Genomic DNA, 19,507 nt, shown 5'->3' with positions numbered 1-19,507 from the left:
GATCAAACAACTCCGCCTCCACCACGCAGGCGCAGATGGCGCATATGGCTATTCTGTCTGCTTGCGTTGCTCATCACCGTGCTGGCGGCGGGTGGCTGGCTGCTGAAAACCGAAAGCGGTGCTCAGTTTGCCTTTGGTCTGGTCGACAAATTAAGTGCTGGCATAGTGCAAAGCCGTGACGTCAGCGGACAACTGAGCGGCTCCCTGCAACTCAAACAGCTCAATATCAAACTGGAAAATCAAACCATCACACTCGATGATGTGCTGATCGAAACCCGACTCTCCGCCTTGCTGGCTGGCAAAGTGCACATTCCGCTGCTGCAGGTCGGCAAACTGGGCATCATCAGCAAGATAGACCAGAGCAAGGAACCATCCACACTGCCGGACAGCATAGGCTTGCCAGTCAAACTGAAAGTAGACCAGCTACAAGTCAATGGCGGCAGCGTGGCCTGGGGTCCGGTCGATGTGGTGACGCTGGGTGCGTTCGCCGTCAAGCTGGATTTCGATGGCAAGCGTTATCTGCTCGACCTTGATCAGCTGGCAGCGCGATCGTCTTCCGGCACCAACAGCTACAGCGGCAAGATCAATGGCCATGCTTCGCTCTCCACGACCAAGCCCTATCCGTTGCAGGCCAGCCTGGTCAGCAGCACCGAAGCCATGCTCGATGAGCAGCATTTCGGCGCCAACGCGCGCATAGACCTGGATGGCTCGCTGGCAGAAATCGCAACCTCCATCGACGCCCAAGTGAACAAAGCCCTCATCAAGGGCCAGGTCGTGCTCAAGCCATTTTCCGACAACATGCTGGGTGCGGCTGACCTGGCTGCAACAGCACTCAACCTGAGCGAACTGGGCAAGGATTTACCGCAAACCAATATCAACCTGCAACTGCACGCCACTGAAGAAGGTGCCGGGACGCTGGACATCAACAACACTGCCGCCGGTACTTATGATGCAGGCCGGATTCCATTGACAGACCTGTCGCTCAGCTTCAAGCCCAAGGATGATGCTTTCCTGCTGGAGTCCCTGCTCATCAGGCTCGGCAGCGCACAACGCCCGGCTGGCAGCATCAAAGGCAGCGGTCGCTACGCTGATGGCGCATTGAATATCACACTCAATACCGATGCCCTCGACCTGAAAAAGCTCGATCAGCGCATGCGTGCCACCAGACTGGCGATCAAGCTGGATGTTGCACATACCGAAGGTCGGCAAGTCATCACACTGGCAGCCACCGAAGCCCTCAAGAAAGGCAAGCTCAGCCTGAATGCACACGGTGTCGTTGCGGACGAAGCACTGATCGTGGATAAGCTGGAGCTGCGTGCCGATGCCAGCGCCATCGATGCGAGTGCGCATATCGCCTTCAGCGGCAAACAGGCATTCAGCGCGAAAGGCGTGATCCGCCAATTCAATCCACGTGTACTCGGCGACTTTGCACAACTCCCGACACTCAACCTGAATGGTAATTTCTCCGTCAGTGGCACACGTCAACCACGTCTGGAAAGCGACCTCTCCTTCCGCATCCATGACAGCCAGCTTGCGGGCAATCCTTTGAGCGGCGAAGGTGAAGTACGTTTACGTGCACAAACACTGGACATCCCCAAGCTGCTGCTGGTCGCCGGCAAAAACCGCCTGAGCGCAAACGGCAGGCTGGATGAAAACAACTCACGCCTCAGCTTCGACCTGCAGGCACCGGCACTGGCGCAGCTGGGATCAGAGTTTGGCGGCGAACTGCAAGTTAATGGCGAAGTACGCGGCAAGCTGCAGCAACCACGCATTAGCGCTGACTGGAAAGGCAATCAGGTACGCGTACCCGGCCAGACCCGGATCGGTACTGTCACCGGCAAGGCCGACCTGACACTGAACCTGAATGACAAAGCCTTCCTGCTCAGCAATGTCACGCTGAATACGAATGCCACAGCCGTGCAATCCAGCGGCCAGCAATTCGCCAAACTGGATGCACAGGCGCAATTTGCCGCACAGGACAGCGCACCCCTCTCCATCCTCGTGCATGCGGAAAATCTGAGCGGACAACTGCGCGCGGATAACTTTGATCTCAAAGTCAGTGGCAGCACAGGTCAACATACGCTGGTCAGCAACCTCAACGAGCGTGAACAAAAATGGAAGCTGAACGCAACAGGCGGCTTGAAAGACCTGGCACGTGCACCGCGTTGGGAAGGCAGCATCAACAACCTCGACACCAGCGGTCGCTTCAACGCAAAACTGGAAGCACCTGCACCGCTATTAATTTCGCAAAAACAGGTACAACTGGATCAGTTCAAGATCACTGCCAACAACGCCAGCATCCAGATCGAACAGTTCCTGCGCACCGAGCGCAGCATCAGCACACGCGGTAATTTCAAACGCGTGCGACCGGGTGAAATCCTGCATGCGCTGAATCAGGCGCCTATCGCAACCGGCGACCTCACGCTGGGCGGCGAATGGAACCTGGTCATGAAGGATAAGCTCGATGGCAATCTCAGCATACGGCGTGAAAGCGGCGATATCGCAATCCACGGCAGCGCATCAACTGCGCTGGGCCTGAATACCTTCGAAGTGAACGCAACTGCCAATAAGGGCCAGCTCACAGCACAACTACTGGCTGACGGCAAACGTACCGGTCGTATCGAAGGCAGGCTAGCCACCACCATAGGCGGTGACGGACGCTTCTCGATCGCACCGAATGCGCCGCTGTCCGGCAACCTCAAAATGAATACGCCCACTCTCGCATGGCTGGGCCCATTGATTTCTCCGTCATTAGTCATGGAAGGGAATGTGCAGGCCGATATCGTACTGGATGGCAGCTTTGCCAAACCGCGCCTGCAAGGACCGGTCAATGCGGATGGTTTGCGCCTGTTATTTACCGATACCGGCATAGAACTGAAACAAGGCGTATTGCGCAGCAGCTTCCAGACTGATCAGCTGATGATCAACCAGCTCAGTTTTAAAAACGATGGCGACCTGCTGATCTCCGGGCCCATCAGTTTGCTGCGTGAGCAACTGGCGCTGGAACTGAAAGTCAAAGTAACGCGTTATAAATTGATAGATCGCAGCGACCGCAAGCTGGTTATCAGTGGTGACAGCGTGGTCGGCTGGCAAGCAGGTGTAGCCAAGGCGAACGGACAATTCGAAGTCAATTCCGGCCTGGTTGATATCGGCGTGTCCGGCACCCCAGAACTATCGGATGACGTCATCATCGTCGGTCAGAGTGAAGATGGCGGCAAGAAGACCGCCATCGCACTGGACGTCAGCATCAGCCTCGGTGATGGCATCAAACTGCAAGGTCGCGGTCTGGATGCGACGCTGGTCGGCCAGGTACGCTTGCAGGCAAATGCCGGTGATACCTTGCGCGCGCAAGGCACACTGCGCGTCTCATCCGGCACCTTCAAAGCCTATCAGCGTGAATTGAAAATCGAACAAGGTTCCGTCCTGTTCAGCGGTCCGCTCAACAATCCGGCACTGGATATACGCGCGATGCGACGCGGCCAGGAAGTCGAAGCCGGGGTATCGATACGCGGCACAGCCCTCGCGCCACGCATCACGCTGGTGTCGGAACCGAATGTCACCGACGCGGAAAAACTGTCGTGGCTGGTACTGGGACGCGGCTTGTCCGGCACCGGTGATGCAGACCGCGATGCGCTGCAAAGTGCTGCCACCTCGCTGCTGTCCGGTACGGCGGCAGCCGGTTTGCAGTCGCAAATTGCCAGTGCTTTCGGCTTTGACGACGTCAGCATAGGCAAAGGCGGCACAGATCTGCAGGATCGCATCATCACCCTGGGCAAACGTATCTCGTCGCGCCTTTATCTCAGCTTCAAGCAAAGCCTGGATACCGTCGGCAGCGTCCTGCTGCTGCGCTATACACTGACGCCACGCATTACGCTGGAAGGCGAAGCCGGTACCAGTAGCGCGCTATCTGTGTTCTATAACTTTGCTTTCGACTGACTATGCACGACGGGCCCGAACCTGATATAACAACACTATTGCGCATGATTTCTTGTTGAAACCGTGCTGAATACCCGCCGTTTCCAGGAAAGGCATGCATCGCGGGGCTGATCGCCCTGCCGCTCACGATTTTCAACAATTGGAGAGTAGCTATGTCTAACGATCTTGATGGAGAAGTAAACCAGAGCAGCCAGACCAACACTGAATTACAAACCTTGACCGACAACGCTGCGGCAATACACCGCATCGTTATCGTCGGTGGTGGTGCCGGCGGCCTTGAACTGGCCACCGCGCTCGGTGACAAGCTCGTCAAGAGCGGACGCATCAGTGTCGTGCTGGTCGACCGTTCGTCTACCCACATCTGGAAGCCTTTGCTGCATGAAGTTGCAGCTGGCAGCATGGATGCCAACTCACACCAACTCGAATACGCGGCGCAGGCACGCTGGCACCGCTTTGTCTATCAGCCGGGCGAACTGCAAGGACTGGATCGTGCACGCAAGACGATTACGATAGGCAGCGTGAACGACGATGACGGTGTCGAGTTACTGCCACGTCGCGATATTCCTTACGATACCCTGGTCTTGTCGATAGGTAGTGTGACCAACTTCTTTAATGTGCAGGGCGCGGAAAAGAATGCGATCTCGATCGATACCATGCATCAGGCCGAGCACTTCCGTCGTCGCATGATAGGACTGTGTGTGCGTGCCGACCAGGCACAAAGCAAACTGAATATCGCGATCATCGGCGGTGGTGCAACCGGCGTTGAGTTATCAGCAGAGCTACGCAATACCGCAGAGATACTCGGTGCTTACGGCTTGCATCACCTTGATCCGCACCGCGATATCCGCATCAGCGTGATCGAAGCCGCACCACGCATTCTGTCGGCACTGCCGGAACGTGTATCCAGCAAAACTACCGAACTGCTGAATCATATGGAAATCGATGTGCTCATCGACGCCAAGGTTTCTGAAGTACAGGAGCACGCAGTCATGCTCGCGAATGGCGAAAGTGTGCCGGCCGACCTGACCGTATGGGCAGCAGGCATACGTGCACCACAAATCCTCAGCGAACTCGGCTTACCGGTAAATCGTCTCGGCCAGGTAGTCGTGACGCAAAGCCTGCAAACTGAAGTCGATCCGAATATTTTTGCGTTCGGTGATTGCGCTGCGTGTCCATGGCCGGAGAAAAACAGTACAGTGCCACCGCGTGCACAGGCGGCCCATCAACAGGCCAGCTTCCTGTTCAATGCCATCAAGAAACGCCTCGACAATGAAGAGCTGCCGCTGTTCCAGTATCGTGATCTCGGCTCACTAGTGTCACTCGGTCGCTTCGATGCAGTCGGCAATCTGATGGGGCCATTGCTTGGTCGTGCGATGTTTATTGAAGGCGTGCTGGCACGCCTGCTTTACATCTCCTTGTACCGCATGCATCTGGTTGCATTACACGGTGTGATACGTACTTGCGCTGATACGGTGGGGCACTGGTTAAGGCGCAAAACATCACCCCGCGTAAAATTGCACTAAACACACCTTAATCGTGTCTTGATGTAGAAAAAAAAGAATTGCACTATAATTCGCCGCTGTCTGTATATCAGACATGCGGCGTATTTCGTAATATGCATCGCAGAAAAATGTATACGGCCTTTTGCTATAACTGCTGCTACACTTTCGCAGTCAAATTAATAAAACGGTATCTCCGTTAAGAACCTAACAGTCTTATTCGCTCACGTGTCGTTAGTATCACGGCACAACAAACCGGGTGACACCTGCAATGAGTGCAGGCAGTAGCATCCGAAAACAATCTGTGAGTAAAGTTGCTCGACCTAAACACATGGTCGCCGCTGTACTGTCTGCAGAATAGACAAGGCGTCCTGCTACACAAGTCGTTTCATCTTGCGTGAAACACTTACTTTAAATTGCCGGGAACAACATGACATCACATAGTTTTTTTCCGTCCATGCCGCACGCTTTGAATGTGCTTACCGCCACCGGCCTGATCCTCATCGTCGGCATACTCGGTTCGCATTTTCTGCGTCGTTTTTTTCCGCAAATACCTGCTATCACCTGTTACGTGTTGACTGGCTTATTAATAGGACCATCGGTACTGAACCTGATCGATGCACCGATGCTGGAAGAAATCAGCATCATGGTCGATCTTGCACTGGGACTGGTACTGTTTGAACTTGGCCGCCGGGTTGATTACAAATGGTTGCTGCGCGAACGCGGCTTGCTGATTACCGGCGTACTGCTGAGTCTGGTGACCTTCTTCGCACTGTTCCTGCTGCTGACGCAATTCGGCGTCAGCAAGCTGGTCGCCAGCATGGTCGCTGCACTCGGCATGGCCACCTCGCCTGCCGTCATCCTGAACGTGGTGCGTGAAGTCAAAGCCGAAGGACAACTGACCGAGCGGATGCTCAACATCGTCGTTATCGGCAATGCGCTGGCCTTTATTATTTTTTCAATGGGACTGGCTGCGGTGCACGTTGAATACGCGGCCGGCTGGCAGAGCTACATCCTGCATCCGCTCTACCTGCTGCTCGGTTCCGCTGCCCTCGGCTGGATCATCAGCCGCCTCCTGGTATGGATAGGGCAATGGCTGGGACGCGATACCCAGTCGCAACTGATAATGGTGCTGGCACTGATTGCAGCGACGGTAGGCATCTCGGTCATGTTCAATCTGTCCGCGCTGATTGCGCTGCTGGTATTCGGTATCGCCAGCCGCAGCTACGATGCGCGCCACGCAATTGTTGAGCCTGACCTGAGCCAGTTCAGCGGCCTGTTTTACGTCGCTCTGTTCGTTTTTGCCGGCGCCAAGCTGGAACTGTCACACCTGTTGACCTTGTGGCCGGCAGTACTTGCTTTCATCGTTTTGCGCCTCGCCATCGCGATGACTACCACCACGGCCATGGCACGCATCAATGGCGTGACCCTGCGCAAAGGTGCATTGCTCGGTATCGGCCTGATGCCGCTGTCCGGCTTCAACATCATCATGGTGCAGCATGCGGTCGGTTACTATCCGCAGTTCGGCTCGCAACTCGCGGCACTGGTCGTATCGATACTCGTCATCCTGGAAATCATAGGCCCGGTCTGCACCCGCTATGCACTTGTTGCATCCGGTGAAGCCAAGCAATAAGCAAACAAGGAAACCCTATGCTGGAATTCAATAATTCGACTCCGCTGACGATGGGCGTAGAGCTCGAGCTGCAAATCGTTAACCGCCGCGACTACAACCTCACACGCGGCTCCAGCGATTTGCTCGTCATCATCGACAAGACTGATCACGGCTATGACATCAAGCCGGAAATCACCGAGAGCATGATCGAGATTGCGACTTCCGTGCACACCGATCACAAGGAAATGCTGGCCGAGCTGACCGCCATGCGTACGCTGCTGGTCAGCGCTGCCGACAAACTCAACCTCGGCCTCGCCGGTGGCGGTGCGCATCCGTTCCAGCACTGGGAAGACCAGCGCATTTATCCGACTGATCGTTATCGCCTGGTCTCCGAGTTATACGGTTATCTGGCCAAGCAATTCACCGTGTACGGCCAACACATACACATAGGCTGTGCGACCGGCGATGAAGCGATACGCCTTGCGCATATGCTGGCGCGCTACATCCCGCACTTCATCACGCTGTCGGCGTCGTCGCCGTTTTACCAGGGCGTGGATACCACCTTCCAGTCATCACGCCTAACCAGCATCAACGCCTTCCCGCTGAGTGGCTACATGCCCTTCGTGACCGACTGGGATGCGTTCAATGCTTACTTCGACAAAATGTCCAGCCTCGGCATCGTCGCCAGCATGAAAGACTTTTACTGGGACATCCGGCCCAAGCCGGAATACGGCACAGTTGAAATCCGTGTCTGCGACACACCGCTGTCGATAGAAGTCGCCGTCGCACTGGCCGGTTACGCGCAAACGCTCAGCAAGTTCTTCTTTGCGCAGCAGGAACTGAAACCGGCGCAAGATACTTACCTGACCTACTCCTACAATCGCTTCCAGGCATGCCGCTTCGGCATGAACGGCACCATCATCAATCCTATCAACGGGACCCAGACTTCGATCAAGGAAGACATTCTGCAGACCTTCGATATGCTGGCCGATATTGCCCAGGAACTAGGTACCACTGAGGCCATAGAGTTGTTGCGTCAGCGCATACAGGCCGGACAATCCGACGCCGACTGGCTGCGTGCCTGCTACGAGAAATCAGGCTCACTTAGCGATGTCGTACGTCAACAAAGTGCAGTCTGGATGGCGCGCTAGACAAGTTTCCCTGCTGCACTGCACCGTAAACTCTCCCTCTATTGCTTGCAGATGTAAGCGCTTTCCCACAGCAGAATCGGATAAGCACCGATTCTGCGATGTTATCAACTACTTCACAATTCACTCTGTAAAAGTCGTAGCCGTCCTAACAGAGGAGAAGTGAATGTCGAACGGATTGAATGGTAGTGCTGAAATCGCAGATTTATCGATTCCCGGCGCCCATGACATGGCCGTATTGCAAGCCCGAAATAACTCCCACACCCATACGCTCAAGCAGCTTGCGCGTTGCGGCGACCTGTATGGTGCGTCCGCTCCGATGCAGCAGTTGTTCGAGATGATAGGCAAAGTGGCGCCGACCACTGCCAACGTCCTGATCGCAGGCGAAAGCGGCACCGGTAAGGAATTGGTCGCACAAGCCATCCATCAACTGAGCCGCGAACAGGATCAGCCTTTCGTCGCCCTGAACTGTAGTGCCGTATCGCCACAATTGATCGAGGCCGAATTGTTTGGCCATGAACGCGGCAGCTTTACCGGTGCGATCCGCATGCAAAAAGGCTGCTTCGAACGTGCGAATGGCGGCACGCTCTTCCTCGATGAAGTGACGGAAATGTCGCTCGATATGCAGGTCAAGCTGCTGCGCGTGCTGGAGAGTAGCCGCTTCTGCCGTATCGGCGCGGAAGAAGAAACCGAAGTCAAAGTCCGCGTCATCGCCGCAACCAATCGCGATCCGCTGGAGGCAATGAAGAGTGGCATCCTGCGCAGCGATCTCTTTTATCGCCTGGCAGTATTCCCACTGGACTTGCCGCCGCTGCGCGAGCGCAGCGAAGATATCCGCCTGCTGGCCAGCCTGTTCCTTGATCAGCTCAATGAGGAAGACGGTCGTGACCGGGTCTTTTCCAAAGCGTCGTGGCGCCTGTTGAATGAATACACCTGGCCGGGCAATGTGCGTGAATTGAAAAACGTTGTGCACCGTGCCTACATCATGGCCGACCATGAGCTGGAGCTGTTACCACTCGTAAACCCGAACAAAGGTATGGTCAGCGAGCAAATCGGCGATTGCGTCACCGTGCAGCTGGGCAGCAAGCTGGCCGATGCCGAACAACGCCTGATTTATGCCACTTTAGGGCACTGTGGCGGTAATAAGACTCTGACCGCCGAGGTGTTAGGTGTGAGCCTGAAAACCCTTTACAATCGTTTGAATGAATACCAGGCCAAGCTATTCCTGGGCGATGTCATTCCGCATGTGCGGCCCTATGGCGCGCAAAGCCGGAATCAGTGATCGGCGAGTACTCATTTAAACGCCCATACTCATAATGATAAAAATTTTAGTAGTCGATGACCATGCAGTAGTACGCGCCGGCGTGCAGTATTTCATTGCGCAAGTACCGGACATGAAAATCGAAGGTGAAGCCGCTACTGCGCAGGAAGCTATCCGCCTGGTGCGCTCCCAGGATTGGGACATCGTTTTGCTCGACATTAATATGCCGGATAAAAGCGGGGTCGAAGTACTGAAGCAAATCAAGCGCGAGAAGCCGGATCTGCCGGTACTGATCCTGAGCATGCACCCGGAAAGCCGCTATGCGGTACAGATATTACGCAGCGGTGCCAGTGGTTATGTGCAGAAGGAAGCGCTGGCAGAAGAATTGGTCAATGCGATTCAGACCATCCTGCGCGGCCACAAGTACATCAGCCATACCGTTGCGGAACTACTGACGACAGAACTCGATACCAGTACCGAAAAGCCTTTGCACGAAACCCTGTCGAAACGTGAGTACGAAATTTTCTACAAGCTGTGCCAGGGTCATGGCGTTACCAAGATCGCAGAAGAACTATGCCTGAGCGTGAAAACAGTCAGTACCTATCGGGCACGTGTATTGCAAAAGATGAATATGGAAAATAACGCCGGCATCATTTACTACGCAATCAAGCAAAACCTGATTGACTAATGGCAGCCGGAAGCAGCAACAGGTATGCAAGTTCAGTAATCGATATTCTTAACCGTGGTTGAAATATGACTCAAGCGATGACTTTTGAAAACACAGTGAGCCAGCCCTTACGGGTCTTCCTCGTAGAAGATTCGCTGGACGTACGTGAACTGATGATAGAAAACCTGGCGATGATTCCCGGCGTCGTGGTTGCTGGTGTGTCCGAGTCCGAAGGCGATGCACTGAACCAGCTGAATGCGCTGCCGTGCGATGTACTGATAGTTGATATCCAGCTCAAAAAAGGTAACGGCATCAACCTGCTGCGTCAGATATCTGAAAAAGCCAGGGCAGCAAATGCATTGAAAATCATCTGCAGCAATAACGCCACCGAAGTGTTCCGCCGCGTTGGCCGTCAATATGGCGTCAACCACTTCTTCGACAAGACGTCCGAGTTTCCACAGTTATTTGAATTGGTGAAAAGCCTGAGTTCCGCCAATCTGCAATACCATGCACGCGGTTAAACCCCAGCTTCCTCGCACTACAGGCTAACGCGCTTTCTCGGCTTCATTCCCCTCTTCGCTTTCGTCGTCCACTTCTATCCGCATATTCTCTGCCGTCTTCGGTATGCTGATCGCAATCGTCGTCCCGCTTCCCGCGCTGCTGCTCACCCGCACCGAACCACCCAGATAACCGGCACGCTCACGCATCCCACGCAAACCATGTGTAATCACGCCTGATTGTGCAATCGGTATGCCGACACCGTTGTCACGTATGGTCAGCATGATCTCGTCATCCGCATCATCCAGCACCACATCGACATGCGTCGCTTGCGCATGCTTGGCAATATTGTTCAGTGACTCCTGCACCATGCGGAACAAGGCGATATCCACGCGCGGCGCGTAAATCAACCTATCGTCAGGCAAGCTCGCATTACAGGTGACACCTGTGTACTTTTCAAACTCGGCTGCCTGCTCCGCTATCGCGATCTTGATGCCGAACACATCCAGCTTATCAGGCCGCAAACCATTCTGGATGCGGCGCGTGGCGTCGGTAATCGAACTCAGCAAAGCCTTGATTTTGAGCGAACGCTCGGTAAATTTCGGCTCCACCGGTATTTGCTGGAACAGCAGCGACAAATGCATATTCAGCGCGGTCAGTGCAGAACCGAGATCGTCATGCAACTCACGGGCGATCGCATGCTTCTCTTCTTCGCGCGTCGTTTCCAGATGGCCGATCAATTCACTGACTTCGGCGGTCCGCGCGGCGACCAGCGCTTCCAGCTGCGTTTCATGTGCTTTCAGTGAGTCTTCCATACGCTTGCGTTCGGTAATGTCGGTACTGATGCCGACCAGTCCCATTACCTCGCCATTCGCGTTCAGCCACGGTGCCTTGGTAGAGTGCATGGTGTGCACACCGTTGACGAACTGTATCGTCGTTTCAAATACCTTGGGAACACCATCATCAAGCACACTCTGATCTTCCAGCTGAACCTGCTCCGCATCTTCCCGCAGCGGATAGAGATCTATGCTGCGGTAGCCTATAACCTCATCACGCTGCTTGCCGAGCAGCCGCAGCTTGGCCGGATTTGCAAACACCATGCGACCACTGCTGTCCTTGACGAAGATCGCATCCGGCGTGTTATCGCTGACTGCCCGCAACAGGGCATTACTCTCTGCCAGCGCCGCCTCACCTTGTTGCCGTCCCTCGTATTCACGATTAAGCAAGGCAGCAGTTCGGCAAAACATAATGAAGAGCAGCGAACTGCTCAGCAGGATCAGCAAGGGCGACGCCTTATCTGCATCATAGTAGCGATTCTGCACCCCCCACTTGATGGCGAAATCAAGAATCACCAGCAGTATCAGGCTATTCGGCAACAAACGTCGCAATAACGGGCCGCCAGGCGAAGTACTGTTCCACAGGCTCATCAGCCTGTGTTCCGGACGCGCCGACAAAATACCGAGCGCCAGGATGAAGAAGATGATCGAAATGAATGGCGTCACAGTATGTGCCGCATTCAATTCATCGACCGACATCACGTTGTATAAGTGACCGATCAGCGGTATACCCATCACACCCGCGAGAATGAACGCACCGTACTCAGAAGGATAGTGATCGCGTGTGGTACGGTAATCCAGCATGAGCAAACTCAGCCCGGCCAGCGTGAAACCCAACGCCGGCAACGGTGCCATGCGTTCCAGATAGGCTTTGTATTCAGTTGTCGCCAGTGTCGGGAATACACGCTCGATACCGACATGCACACCGAACATGAATTGCAGCAGTGTCGACAGGCCGAGCAAGGCAACACAAAGTGCAACGATAGAAGCCAGTACGGAAAATACAGTGCGCGCACGCGGTGTAGAGATTTTGAAGGAACGCAGTATCAGCGCCAGGCCAGCCAGCACAAAAGCCAGTGCGGTATTCGCCAGGATAGGCACCAGGTCGAACAGGCGGTAATCCAATACCCACAGGTCTTGCCGCACATTGACCATGGCCAGCACGCCCACGCCCACCATCAGCAACGCAGCCAATAGCGGCGCCCACAAAGGTGTGAACGTGGTACGTACTGGCGGGCTAGTCAGCATAAAAATTCCTGTGTAAGTAATGGGTGAAGCAAGTTAAGCAAAGCCACTATCCAGACTAAGGCAACAAGCAACGCGACATAGCGACTGCAGGTGTTACGACTGTATACAGATGTGATCGAAATCAGAATAGCAGTATGCGTGGGCACTGCAAATGTCTGACAACTTATGCGGCTCTTTCCTGCGATTTTAGCAGCGCCCTGGCAAGCAGCTGTTCAGATGCTGCTCCAGTGAAATGGTTCCAAAAAGCCAACAAATTTTAACGCTCGATTTAACATTTCCCCGGCTTAGCCTGCTTGCCGCCAGACAAGGAAACTCCTCTTTTCCCACATGTAGCGGGTTCAAGCTACCCGGTAATTTTTACAAAAATATCAAAAAATAAACATAAGTCCTTGATTCGTATAGGCGCACAAGCTGGCCTGCGGCTTGCGTAGTAAAAGGCAGGCACTTTGCCTTACCGCGATTTACTCGCGAGCAACCTGAACAAGGAGAATGCTATGAATTGGGACGTTATTGAAGGTAACTGGAAACAACTCAAAGGCAATATCAAAGAGCAATGGGGCAAGCTCACCGATGATCATCTCGACACGATCGCGGGCAAGCGCGACCAGCTCGCCGGCAAGATACAGGAAGCTTACGGCGTCAACAAGGATGAAGCCGAGAAACAGATCAAGGCTTTCGAAGACCGCAACCGCAACGATAAGCGCTATCTGTAAGTGCTTTGTAGTGCGGGCCCAGGGCTCGCCGGCAGCAAGACATTCTAAATAAGCATAAAGGATACAAAATGAAAAAATCCCTCTCTATGATAGTCATGGCTGCAGCCAGCTTCGGTTTTATGAGCGCTTCTTACGCAGCACCATCTGAAGCCAAGGCTAACTACGACGCGGCCAAAACCCGCGCCGAAGCCGATTACAAAGTCGCACGTGCAGCCTGCGACAATATGAAAGGCAATGCCAAGGATATCTGCCAGGAAGAAGCCAAGGCTGGCGAAGTAAAAGCCAAGGCCGAAGCGGAAGCCGCCTATAAAGGCACTCCTGCCGCACAGAAGAAAGCACGCACCGACATTGCCGATGCCAACTATAAAGTGGCCAAGGAAAAATGCGATGACTTTAGCGGCAACAAAAAAGATGTCTGCGTAAAAGAAGCGAAAGCGACGCACGACTCCGCTGTTGCTGACGCCAAAGCGTCAAAAGAAGTGAGCGATGCACGTAAAGATGCACGCGACGAAAAGAAAGATGCACACGTAGCAGTGCAAAAAGAGAAGTGTGAAGCATTGGCCGGCGATGAAAAATCGCGTTGTATCGCCGCTGCTAACGCTGGCAAATAAGCACTGATAGCAAATAAGGCGGTATAGCCTTTTCTATCCTGACTCCTGGCAAGACAACGGCCCCGGTATCACTACCGGGGCCGTTTTTATATTCCTGCCTGATGACTGTGGAGCGTTTTCAGCCCGGATGTATCATGTCCTGCGGCTGAACCCACAAGTCAAATTCCTCACTCGTCACATAGCCGAGCGCCACCGCCGTTTCCTTCAGATTGGCACCCTGCTGATGTGCCTGCTTGGCTATCTTCGCCGCCTTGTCGTAACCGATATGCGGCGCCAGCGCTGTCACCAGCATGAGTGAACGTTCCATCAAATCCGAGATGCGATCACGATTGGCCACGATGCCGTGCGCACAATGTTCATCGAAGCTATGGATGCCGTCGGCCAGCAAGCGCACGCTTTGCAGGAAGTTATGTGCCAGCAGCGGCTTGAACACATTCAATTCAAAGTTGCCGGACGCGCCACCGAAATTGAGTGCGACATCGTTGCCAAACACCTGGCAACACAACATCGTCACCGCTTCGCTCTGCGTCGGATTGACCTTACCCGGCATGATGGAACTGCCCGGTTCGTTTTCCGGAATGCTGATTTCACCGAGGCCGGAACGCGGACCGGAAGCCAGCCAGCGCACATCATTGGCGATCTTCATCATGCTGGCGGCCAGCGTCTTCAGACCACCATGTACGCTCACCATCGCATCATGTGCGGCCAGCGCGGCGAACTTATTATTTGCGCTTTTAAACGTCACACCAGTGCGACGCGTCAGCTCGGCTGCTACGCGGACGCCGAATTCCGGATGCGTATTCAGGCCGGTACCCACTGCAGTACCGCCCACTGCGAGGTCTTGCAGCGGCGGCAGCAAGCTCGTGATGGCAGCGGCAGACTGCGCCAGTTGTGCGACATAGCCCGAGAACTCCTGACCCAGCGTCAGCGGCGTCGCATCCTGCAAATGGGTACGGCCTATCTTGACGATGTCGGCAAACTCTTCGGCTTTGCCGTTCAATGTTGTTTGCAATGCCTGCGTCGCCGGCAGCAGCGTCTGCACCACGGCCACGGCGGCAGCCACATACATCGCGGTCGGGAAGATATCGTTGGAGGACTGGCCGAGGTTAACATCGTCATTCGGATGCACCAGACGCTTCTCGCCGCGTTCGCCGCCGAGCAATTCAGAAGCGCGATTTGCCAGCACCTCATTCATATTCATATTGCTTTGCGTGCCGGAGCCGGTCTGCCACACCGCCAGCGGAAATTCATGCGGATGCTGACCACCGATCACTTCCTCGGCAGCCTGGGCGATGGCTTGCGCCTTGTCTTTGGCCAACTTGCCGAGATCCTGGTTGACGATGGCAGCGGCACGTTTGACTTCAGCCAGTGCCACAATCAATTCCTGCGGCATCTTTTCGGTAGATATCTTGAAATGCTCAAGCGAGCGCTGCGTTTGCGCGCCCCACAAGCGTTCACTATTCACTTCTATCGGGCCGAATGTGTCGCGTTCTGTACGGGTCGTCATGGGCTGATCCTGATTGAGCTGTGAGAAGTAAAGACTACTGCAAAGCGCGCTTATTTGCAGGAGACTGCTCCGAAAGCAGCATGCCTAATTGTTTTCCGCCAGCGGACTGCGATCCAGGTGATACAGCGCCACGATCAGGCCCAGGGTCGATAAAAACAGGAACAGCGGGCCAAACAACCAGAAGGTCAACGGCACCGCTACGAAGAATGCGCGCATACCCAGCGTATAAAAAACCCCGGCGCTGTTCAGGCGCTGCCCGACCCGCTCGGGTGACAGCGAACCCTGTGCATCGGTTTGCGACAGATTGACCATAAACACCACATGGTTCAGCAGGCGCAGCGACATCGCGAAGGCAAAGAACGCCACCAGCAATACAGTTAGCAGGCAAATAATCTTGATTACCCACCATTCGGCCGCACGCGAACCGCCGGCAAAGTCGAGCACATGCCAGGTGCGCGCCAGACTCTCGGCCTGACCGGACAGGGTCAAGGTGCCGAGAATAAGCAGAATGGAAGAAGAAGCCTTGAAGGTTGCGGTCATGCCAAAGTTGCGCAGCGTCTGTACCGCCATCACATCTTTCTTGCCGCCGCTGGCCATCACATCCTTGACCCATAATGCGCGGGCGCGATGATTAACCGAGTGCACGGAAAAATCAGGATTACGCCGCACCCGCATCATCAGGTACACGTAATAAGCCATTAACAACACACCACTCGCGCATAGCGCCATGACATCGACGTCGATCACGCCCATATTCCCCTCTATATAAATAATCCAGGCAGACTTGTCCTGCCCCCGGTAGCTACGATAGCAGACCTCAGCAAACGTATATTGATATTCAGAAAAATTAGACTGAATTCATTTTTACTTATCTTAGAATCCTATTGCAGTAAATCAACTCTCAACTACCCGCTGCAGTCACTACCTGCCCCCCGCATGCAGCATCTCTTGCCTGCCTACCAGGCAAGGAAAATCGAATACGTATGGAACGCATTATCCGTAAAGAGCCTGGCACCAACCTGAACTTTCTGCAAGGCTGCGTGTACGCATTCGCCTCGCTGTTGAAGAAGAGCTGGCGTCGTTATACGGTACGCAAGCATGCAGGCTATCTGGTCGATCCGGCCACCGAAAGCCTGCTAGCGACCGACAAGATAGTCTGGGTCTTGCGCATCCCGGATGGCCAGGTGATCTATGCCAGCAAAACGGTAGAAGCGCTATACGGCAGCTCACCGGAGCGCTTTTATGCCAACTCACGCCTGTGGCTGGAGAATATCGCCCCGGCAGATCGCGAGCAGGCACGTGATCTCTTGCATAGCATCCAGCACGAACCACAGCAAACACTGCGCCTGCGCATCAATCGTCCTGACGGCAGTCCGCGCTGGATCGAATATCAGGCGCGCTTTATCCCGGATAGCGACGAGCATAGCGGCCATATCAAATTAATCGGTACCGACATCACGACCCGGCACCATCTGGAAATCGCCCTCGCGCGTAGCAATCGTGCGCTGCGCGCGATCCATGATTGCGAGGACGTCATCTCCGAAGCAACAGATGAAAACGCACTGCTGCAAGGCATATGTGATGTGGTGACTGCGACCGGCTATCGGATGGCCTGGGTCGGCCTGATGGCAGCCGACGGTGCGATCATCCCGGTCGGCCTGACGCAGGAACACCAGGGTTATCTGGATGCATTGAAAGTACCGCTGCAGGCTGGTGGCGTCGGCACCCGGGCCATCAATACGGCTTTGCAAACCAGACGTCCGGCGGTCGCCAATTACTTCGCGAATGATATGAGCCCGACACCGTGGCGCGAAGAAGCGATGCGACGCGGCTTTTACTCCAAGCTGGTCTTGCCTATGGGCGATGACCAGGAAATCATCGGCGTCTTCAATGTCTATGCTTCCGAACCGGATGCCTTCGACGCGCAGGAAGTCGCATTGCTGGTCAGCCTGGCGCAAAGGGTGACCGTAGAAATACGCGCACACCGTGACCGCAATGGCCGCCAGGCGGCAGAGGCAGCACTGCGCCTGCGCGAACGTGCGATTGAATGCAGCGCGAATGCGGTCATTATCTCCAGCGCGCAGGCACCGGATTTCGCCATCGAATATGTAAATCCTGCGTTTGAACGTATCACCGGTTACACCGCTGCCGAAGCCATCGGTCGCAGCAGCAGCTTCCTGCTCGGCAACGACCATGACCAGGCGGACTTGTATGAAATCCGCGCAGCCTTGTCTGAAAAACGTGAAGGCAAAGGCGTGCTGCGCAACTATCGCAAGGACGGCTCGCTGTTCTGGAACGATCTCTACATCGCACCGGTCAAGGACGACCAGGGTAAAACCACACACTTCGTAGCGGCGATGAGCGACATCACGCCGATGAAGCAATACGAAACCACACTGCACCGCATGGCCAGCCATGACGTGCTGACCGGTTTGCCAAATCGTGCACTACTGCAGGACAGGCTGGAAAACGCCATCGCCTACTCCTCCCGTAACGGACACGCTGTCTGGGTCGTGCTGGTCGATCTCGACCGCTTTAAATTCGTCAACGACACGATGGGACATCAGGCCGGCGACGTCTTGCTGAAAATTATTTCGGATCGCTTGCAGGCATCGGTACGTGAATCCGATACCGTGGCGCGCCTCGGTGGCGATGAATTCGTGCTGGTCTTGCCGGAGTGCGGTGACGGTCCTTCCGGTTACTCATCCGATGTCATCCAGCGCATCATGGAAGCAGTAGTGAAACCACTGACCATACAAGGCAGTGAATTCTTCCTCAGCTGCAGCATGGGCATCGCGGTTTATCCCAACGACGGCGCCGATCCGACCACGCTGCTGGCACATGCCGACGTGGCGATGTATCGCTCCAAGGAATTGGGCCGCAACAATTTCCAGTTCTATACAGCGGCAATGAATGATCAGGCACTTGCCCGCCTGCGCATAGAAGGCGAGCTGCGCCATGCGGTCGAACTGAATGAACTGGTGCTGCACTACCAGCCGCAGGTCGATTTGCATACCGGCGCCATCGTCGGCCTGGAAGCATTGGTGCGCTGGAATCATCCTATACTCGGCATGGTGCAACCGGGCAGCTTCATCAGCCTGGCAGAAGAAACCGGCCTCATCATTCCTATCGGTGCCTGGGTCCTGCAAACCGCCTGCCGCCAGGCCAGGGCCTGGCAAGACATGGGTTGCACGCAACTGCGAATCGCAGTCAATCTGTCGGCACGCCAATTCACGCAAGCCAGCCTGCTGGCATCCATCCAGCAAACCTTGCAAGAAACCGGACTTGAAGCGCACTTCCTTGAAATCGAACTGACCGAGAGTTCGGTCATGGCTGATATAGAACGCAACATCATGACCTTGCGTGATCTCAAGTCATTAGGCGTGCAACTCTCGGTGGATGATTTCGGTACCGGCCATTCCAGTCTCGCCTATCTGAAGCGCTTTCCTATCGATACACTGAAGATAGATCGCTCCTTCGTGCGCGACATTGCAATCAACCAGGATGACGCCTCCATCGTCTCATCCATCATCTCGCTCGCACATAATCTCAAGCTGAATGTGATTGCAGAAGGCGTGGAAACGGCCAGCCAGATGGAAATCCTGCGTCATCAGGGTTGCGATGAAATGCAGGGTTATTACTTCTGCAAACCATTGCCATCTGATCAGATAGAAACACTGCTATTGAATGAACGCAGCGCAGCACTGGTTGATTAAGTACACATCGTCTGCAATCCAGCTTGCACATTCATCCGCAGTTTTCGCATGTGCTTATGACTAAAACGGCTTATGCGAAAACCGATGATGCATCAACGAAGAGATTCGTTCCGTTAATTTGCACCTGTCGTTAATCTTATTCCCAACAACGATAACGATTGAGTGAAAACTGATTTGGCCTTCCTCCTGCATAGCAAACGCAGGTAACCATTCCAGCAGCCGTCTCCGGCGATCTCACATCCGACACGATACGAT

13 protein-coding genes are annotated in these 19,507 nt (G+C 54.7%); 10 read left to right on the top strand and 3 right to left on the bottom strand.

Going from position 1 to position 19,507, the window contains the following annotated elements:
• The first annotated feature begins 66 nt into the window (after nt 1–66).
• From DBR37_RS13065 to DBR37_RS13035, 7 genes are all read left to right on the top strand, one after another.
• Nucleotides 67–3,936 carry a translocation/assembly module TamB domain-containing protein gene (locus tag DBR37_RS13065; protein WP_233588374.1) on the top strand — a complete coding sequence of 1,290 codons (3,870 nt, stop codon included), beginning with the start codon at nt 67–69 and terminating at the stop codon, nt 3,934–3,936.
• 152 nt (nt 3,937–4,088) lie between these two features.
• Nucleotides 4,089–5,459, top strand: a complete 1,371-nt coding sequence (locus tag DBR37_RS13060) for an NAD(P)/FAD-dependent oxidoreductase (protein ID WP_124574920.1) — start codon at nt 4,089–4,091, stop codon at nt 5,457–5,459.
• Between the two features lie 406 nt (nt 5,460–5,865).
• Nucleotides 5,866–7,068, top strand: a complete 1,203-nt coding sequence (locus DBR37_RS13055; protein ID WP_124574919.1) for a cation:proton antiporter — start codon at nt 5,866–5,868, stop codon at nt 7,066–7,068.
• A gap of 17 nt (nt 7,069–7,085) precedes the next feature.
• Nucleotides 7,086–8,198, top strand: coding sequence for a YbdK family carboxylate-amine ligase (locus DBR37_RS13050; protein WP_124574918.1), 1,113 nt, complete (start codon nt 7,086–7,088; stop codon nt 8,196–8,198).
• 163 nt (nt 8,199–8,361) lie between these two features.
• On the top strand, nt 8,362–9,477 hold the full coding sequence (locus DBR37_RS13045) for a sigma-54-dependent Fis family transcriptional regulator (RefSeq protein WP_124574917.1): 1,116 nt from the start codon (nt 8,362–8,364) through the stop codon (nt 9,475–9,477).
• 34 nt (nt 9,478–9,511) lie between these two features.
• A complete protein-coding gene (locus tag DBR37_RS13040) occupies nt 9,512–10,144 on the top strand; it encodes a response regulator transcription factor (RefSeq protein WP_124574916.1) in 633 nt (210 codons plus the stop codon).
• Between the two features lie 77 nt (nt 10,145–10,221).
• On the top strand, nt 10,222–10,644 hold the full coding sequence (locus tag DBR37_RS13035; protein ID WP_233588373.1) for a response regulator: 423 nt from the start codon (nt 10,222–10,224) through the stop codon (nt 10,642–10,644).
• Between the two features lie 24 nt (nt 10,645–10,668).
• Here the strand turns inward: DBR37_RS13035 and DBR37_RS13030 are convergent, their stop codons facing one another.
• Nucleotides 10,669–12,705, bottom strand: coding sequence for a PAS domain-containing protein (locus DBR37_RS13030; protein WP_124574914.1), 2,037 nt, complete (start codon nt 12,703–12,705; stop codon nt 10,669–10,671).
• Nucleotides 12,706–13,199: 494 nt separating this feature from the next.
• Between DBR37_RS13030 and DBR37_RS13025 the strand changes: the two genes are divergently transcribed.
• Both DBR37_RS13025 and DBR37_RS13020 read left to right on the top strand, forming a co-directional pair.
• Nucleotides 13,200–13,418 (top strand): CsbD family protein, encoded by a 219-nt coding sequence (locus DBR37_RS13025; RefSeq protein ID WP_124574913.1) that lies wholly within the window; start codon nt 13,200–13,202, stop codon nt 13,416–13,418.
• Between the two features lie 68 nt (nt 13,419–13,486).
• Nucleotides 13,487–14,029 (top strand): hypothetical protein, encoded by a 543-nt coding sequence (locus DBR37_RS13020; RefSeq protein ID WP_124574912.1) that lies wholly within the window; start codon nt 13,487–13,489, stop codon nt 14,027–14,029.
• 118 nt (nt 14,030–14,147) lie between these two features.
• Here the strand turns inward: DBR37_RS13020 and fumC are convergent, their stop codons facing one another.
• On the bottom strand, nt 14,148–15,536 hold the full coding sequence (gene fumC, locus DBR37_RS13015) for a class II fumarate hydratase (protein ID WP_124574911.1): 1,389 nt from the start codon (nt 15,534–15,536) through the stop codon (nt 14,148–14,150).
• An 84-nt stretch (nt 15,537–15,620) separates the two neighbouring features.
• Entirely contained in the window at nt 15,621–16,289 is a 669-nt protein-coding gene (locus DBR37_RS13010; protein WP_124574910.1) for a DUF599 domain-containing protein, read from the bottom strand.
• A gap of 230 nt (nt 16,290–16,519) precedes the next feature.
• Here DBR37_RS13010 and DBR37_RS13005 point away from each other — a divergent pair, with 230 nt between their 5' ends.
• A complete protein-coding gene (locus DBR37_RS13005; protein ID WP_124574909.1) occupies nt 16,520–19,252 on the top strand; it encodes an EAL domain-containing protein in 2,733 nt (910 codons plus the stop codon).
• Nucleotides 19,253–19,507: the final 255 nt, after the last annotated feature.

This window comes from Herminiimonas sp. KBW02, from assembly GCF_003852535.1.
Taxonomy (GTDB): Bacteria; Pseudomonadota; Gammaproteobacteria; order Burkholderiales; family Burkholderiaceae_D; genus Oxalicibacterium.
This window is presented reverse-complemented; position numbering and strand designations above follow the sequence as displayed.

Coding starts and splice junctions, on each gene's coding strand:
- DBR37_RS13060 (WP_124574920.1), top strand. CDS start 4,089: ATGTCTAACGATCTTGATGGAGAAGTAAACCAGAGCAGCCAGACCAAC.
- DBR37_RS13055 (WP_124574919.1), top strand. CDS start 5,866: ATGACATCACATAGTTTTTTTCCGTCCATGCCGCACGCTTTGAATGTG.
- DBR37_RS13050 (WP_124574918.1), top strand. CDS start 7,086: ATGCTGGAATTCAATAATTCGACTCCGCTGACGATGGGCGTAGAGCTC.
- DBR37_RS13045 (WP_124574917.1), top strand. CDS start 8,362: ATGTCGAACGGATTGAATGGTAGTGCTGAAATCGCAGATTTATCGATT.
- DBR37_RS13040 (WP_124574916.1), top strand. CDS start 9,512: ATGATAAAAATTTTAGTAGTCGATGACCATGCAGTAGTACGCGCCGGC.
- DBR37_RS13035 (WP_233588373.1), top strand. CDS start 10,222: ATGACTTTTGAAAACACAGTGAGCCAGCCCTTACGGGTCTTCCTCGTA.
- DBR37_RS13030 (WP_124574914.1), bottom strand. CDS start 12,705: ATGCTGACTAGCCCGCCAGTACGTACCACGTTCACACCTTTGTGGGCG.
- DBR37_RS13025 (WP_124574913.1), top strand. CDS start 13,200: ATGAATTGGGACGTTATTGAAGGTAACTGGAAACAACTCAAAGGCAAT.
- DBR37_RS13020 (WP_124574912.1), top strand. CDS start 13,487: ATGAAAAAATCCCTCTCTATGATAGTCATGGCTGCAGCCAGCTTCGGT.
- fumC (WP_124574911.1), bottom strand. CDS start 15,536: ATGACGACCCGTACAGAACGCGACACATTCGGCCCGATAGAAGTGAAT.
- DBR37_RS13010 (WP_124574910.1), bottom strand. CDS start 16,289: ATGGGCGTGATCGACGTCGATGTCATGGCGCTATGCGCGAGTGGTGTG.
- DBR37_RS13005 (WP_124574909.1), top strand. CDS start 16,520: ATGGAACGCATTATCCGTAAAGAGCCTGGCACCAACCTGAACTTTCTG.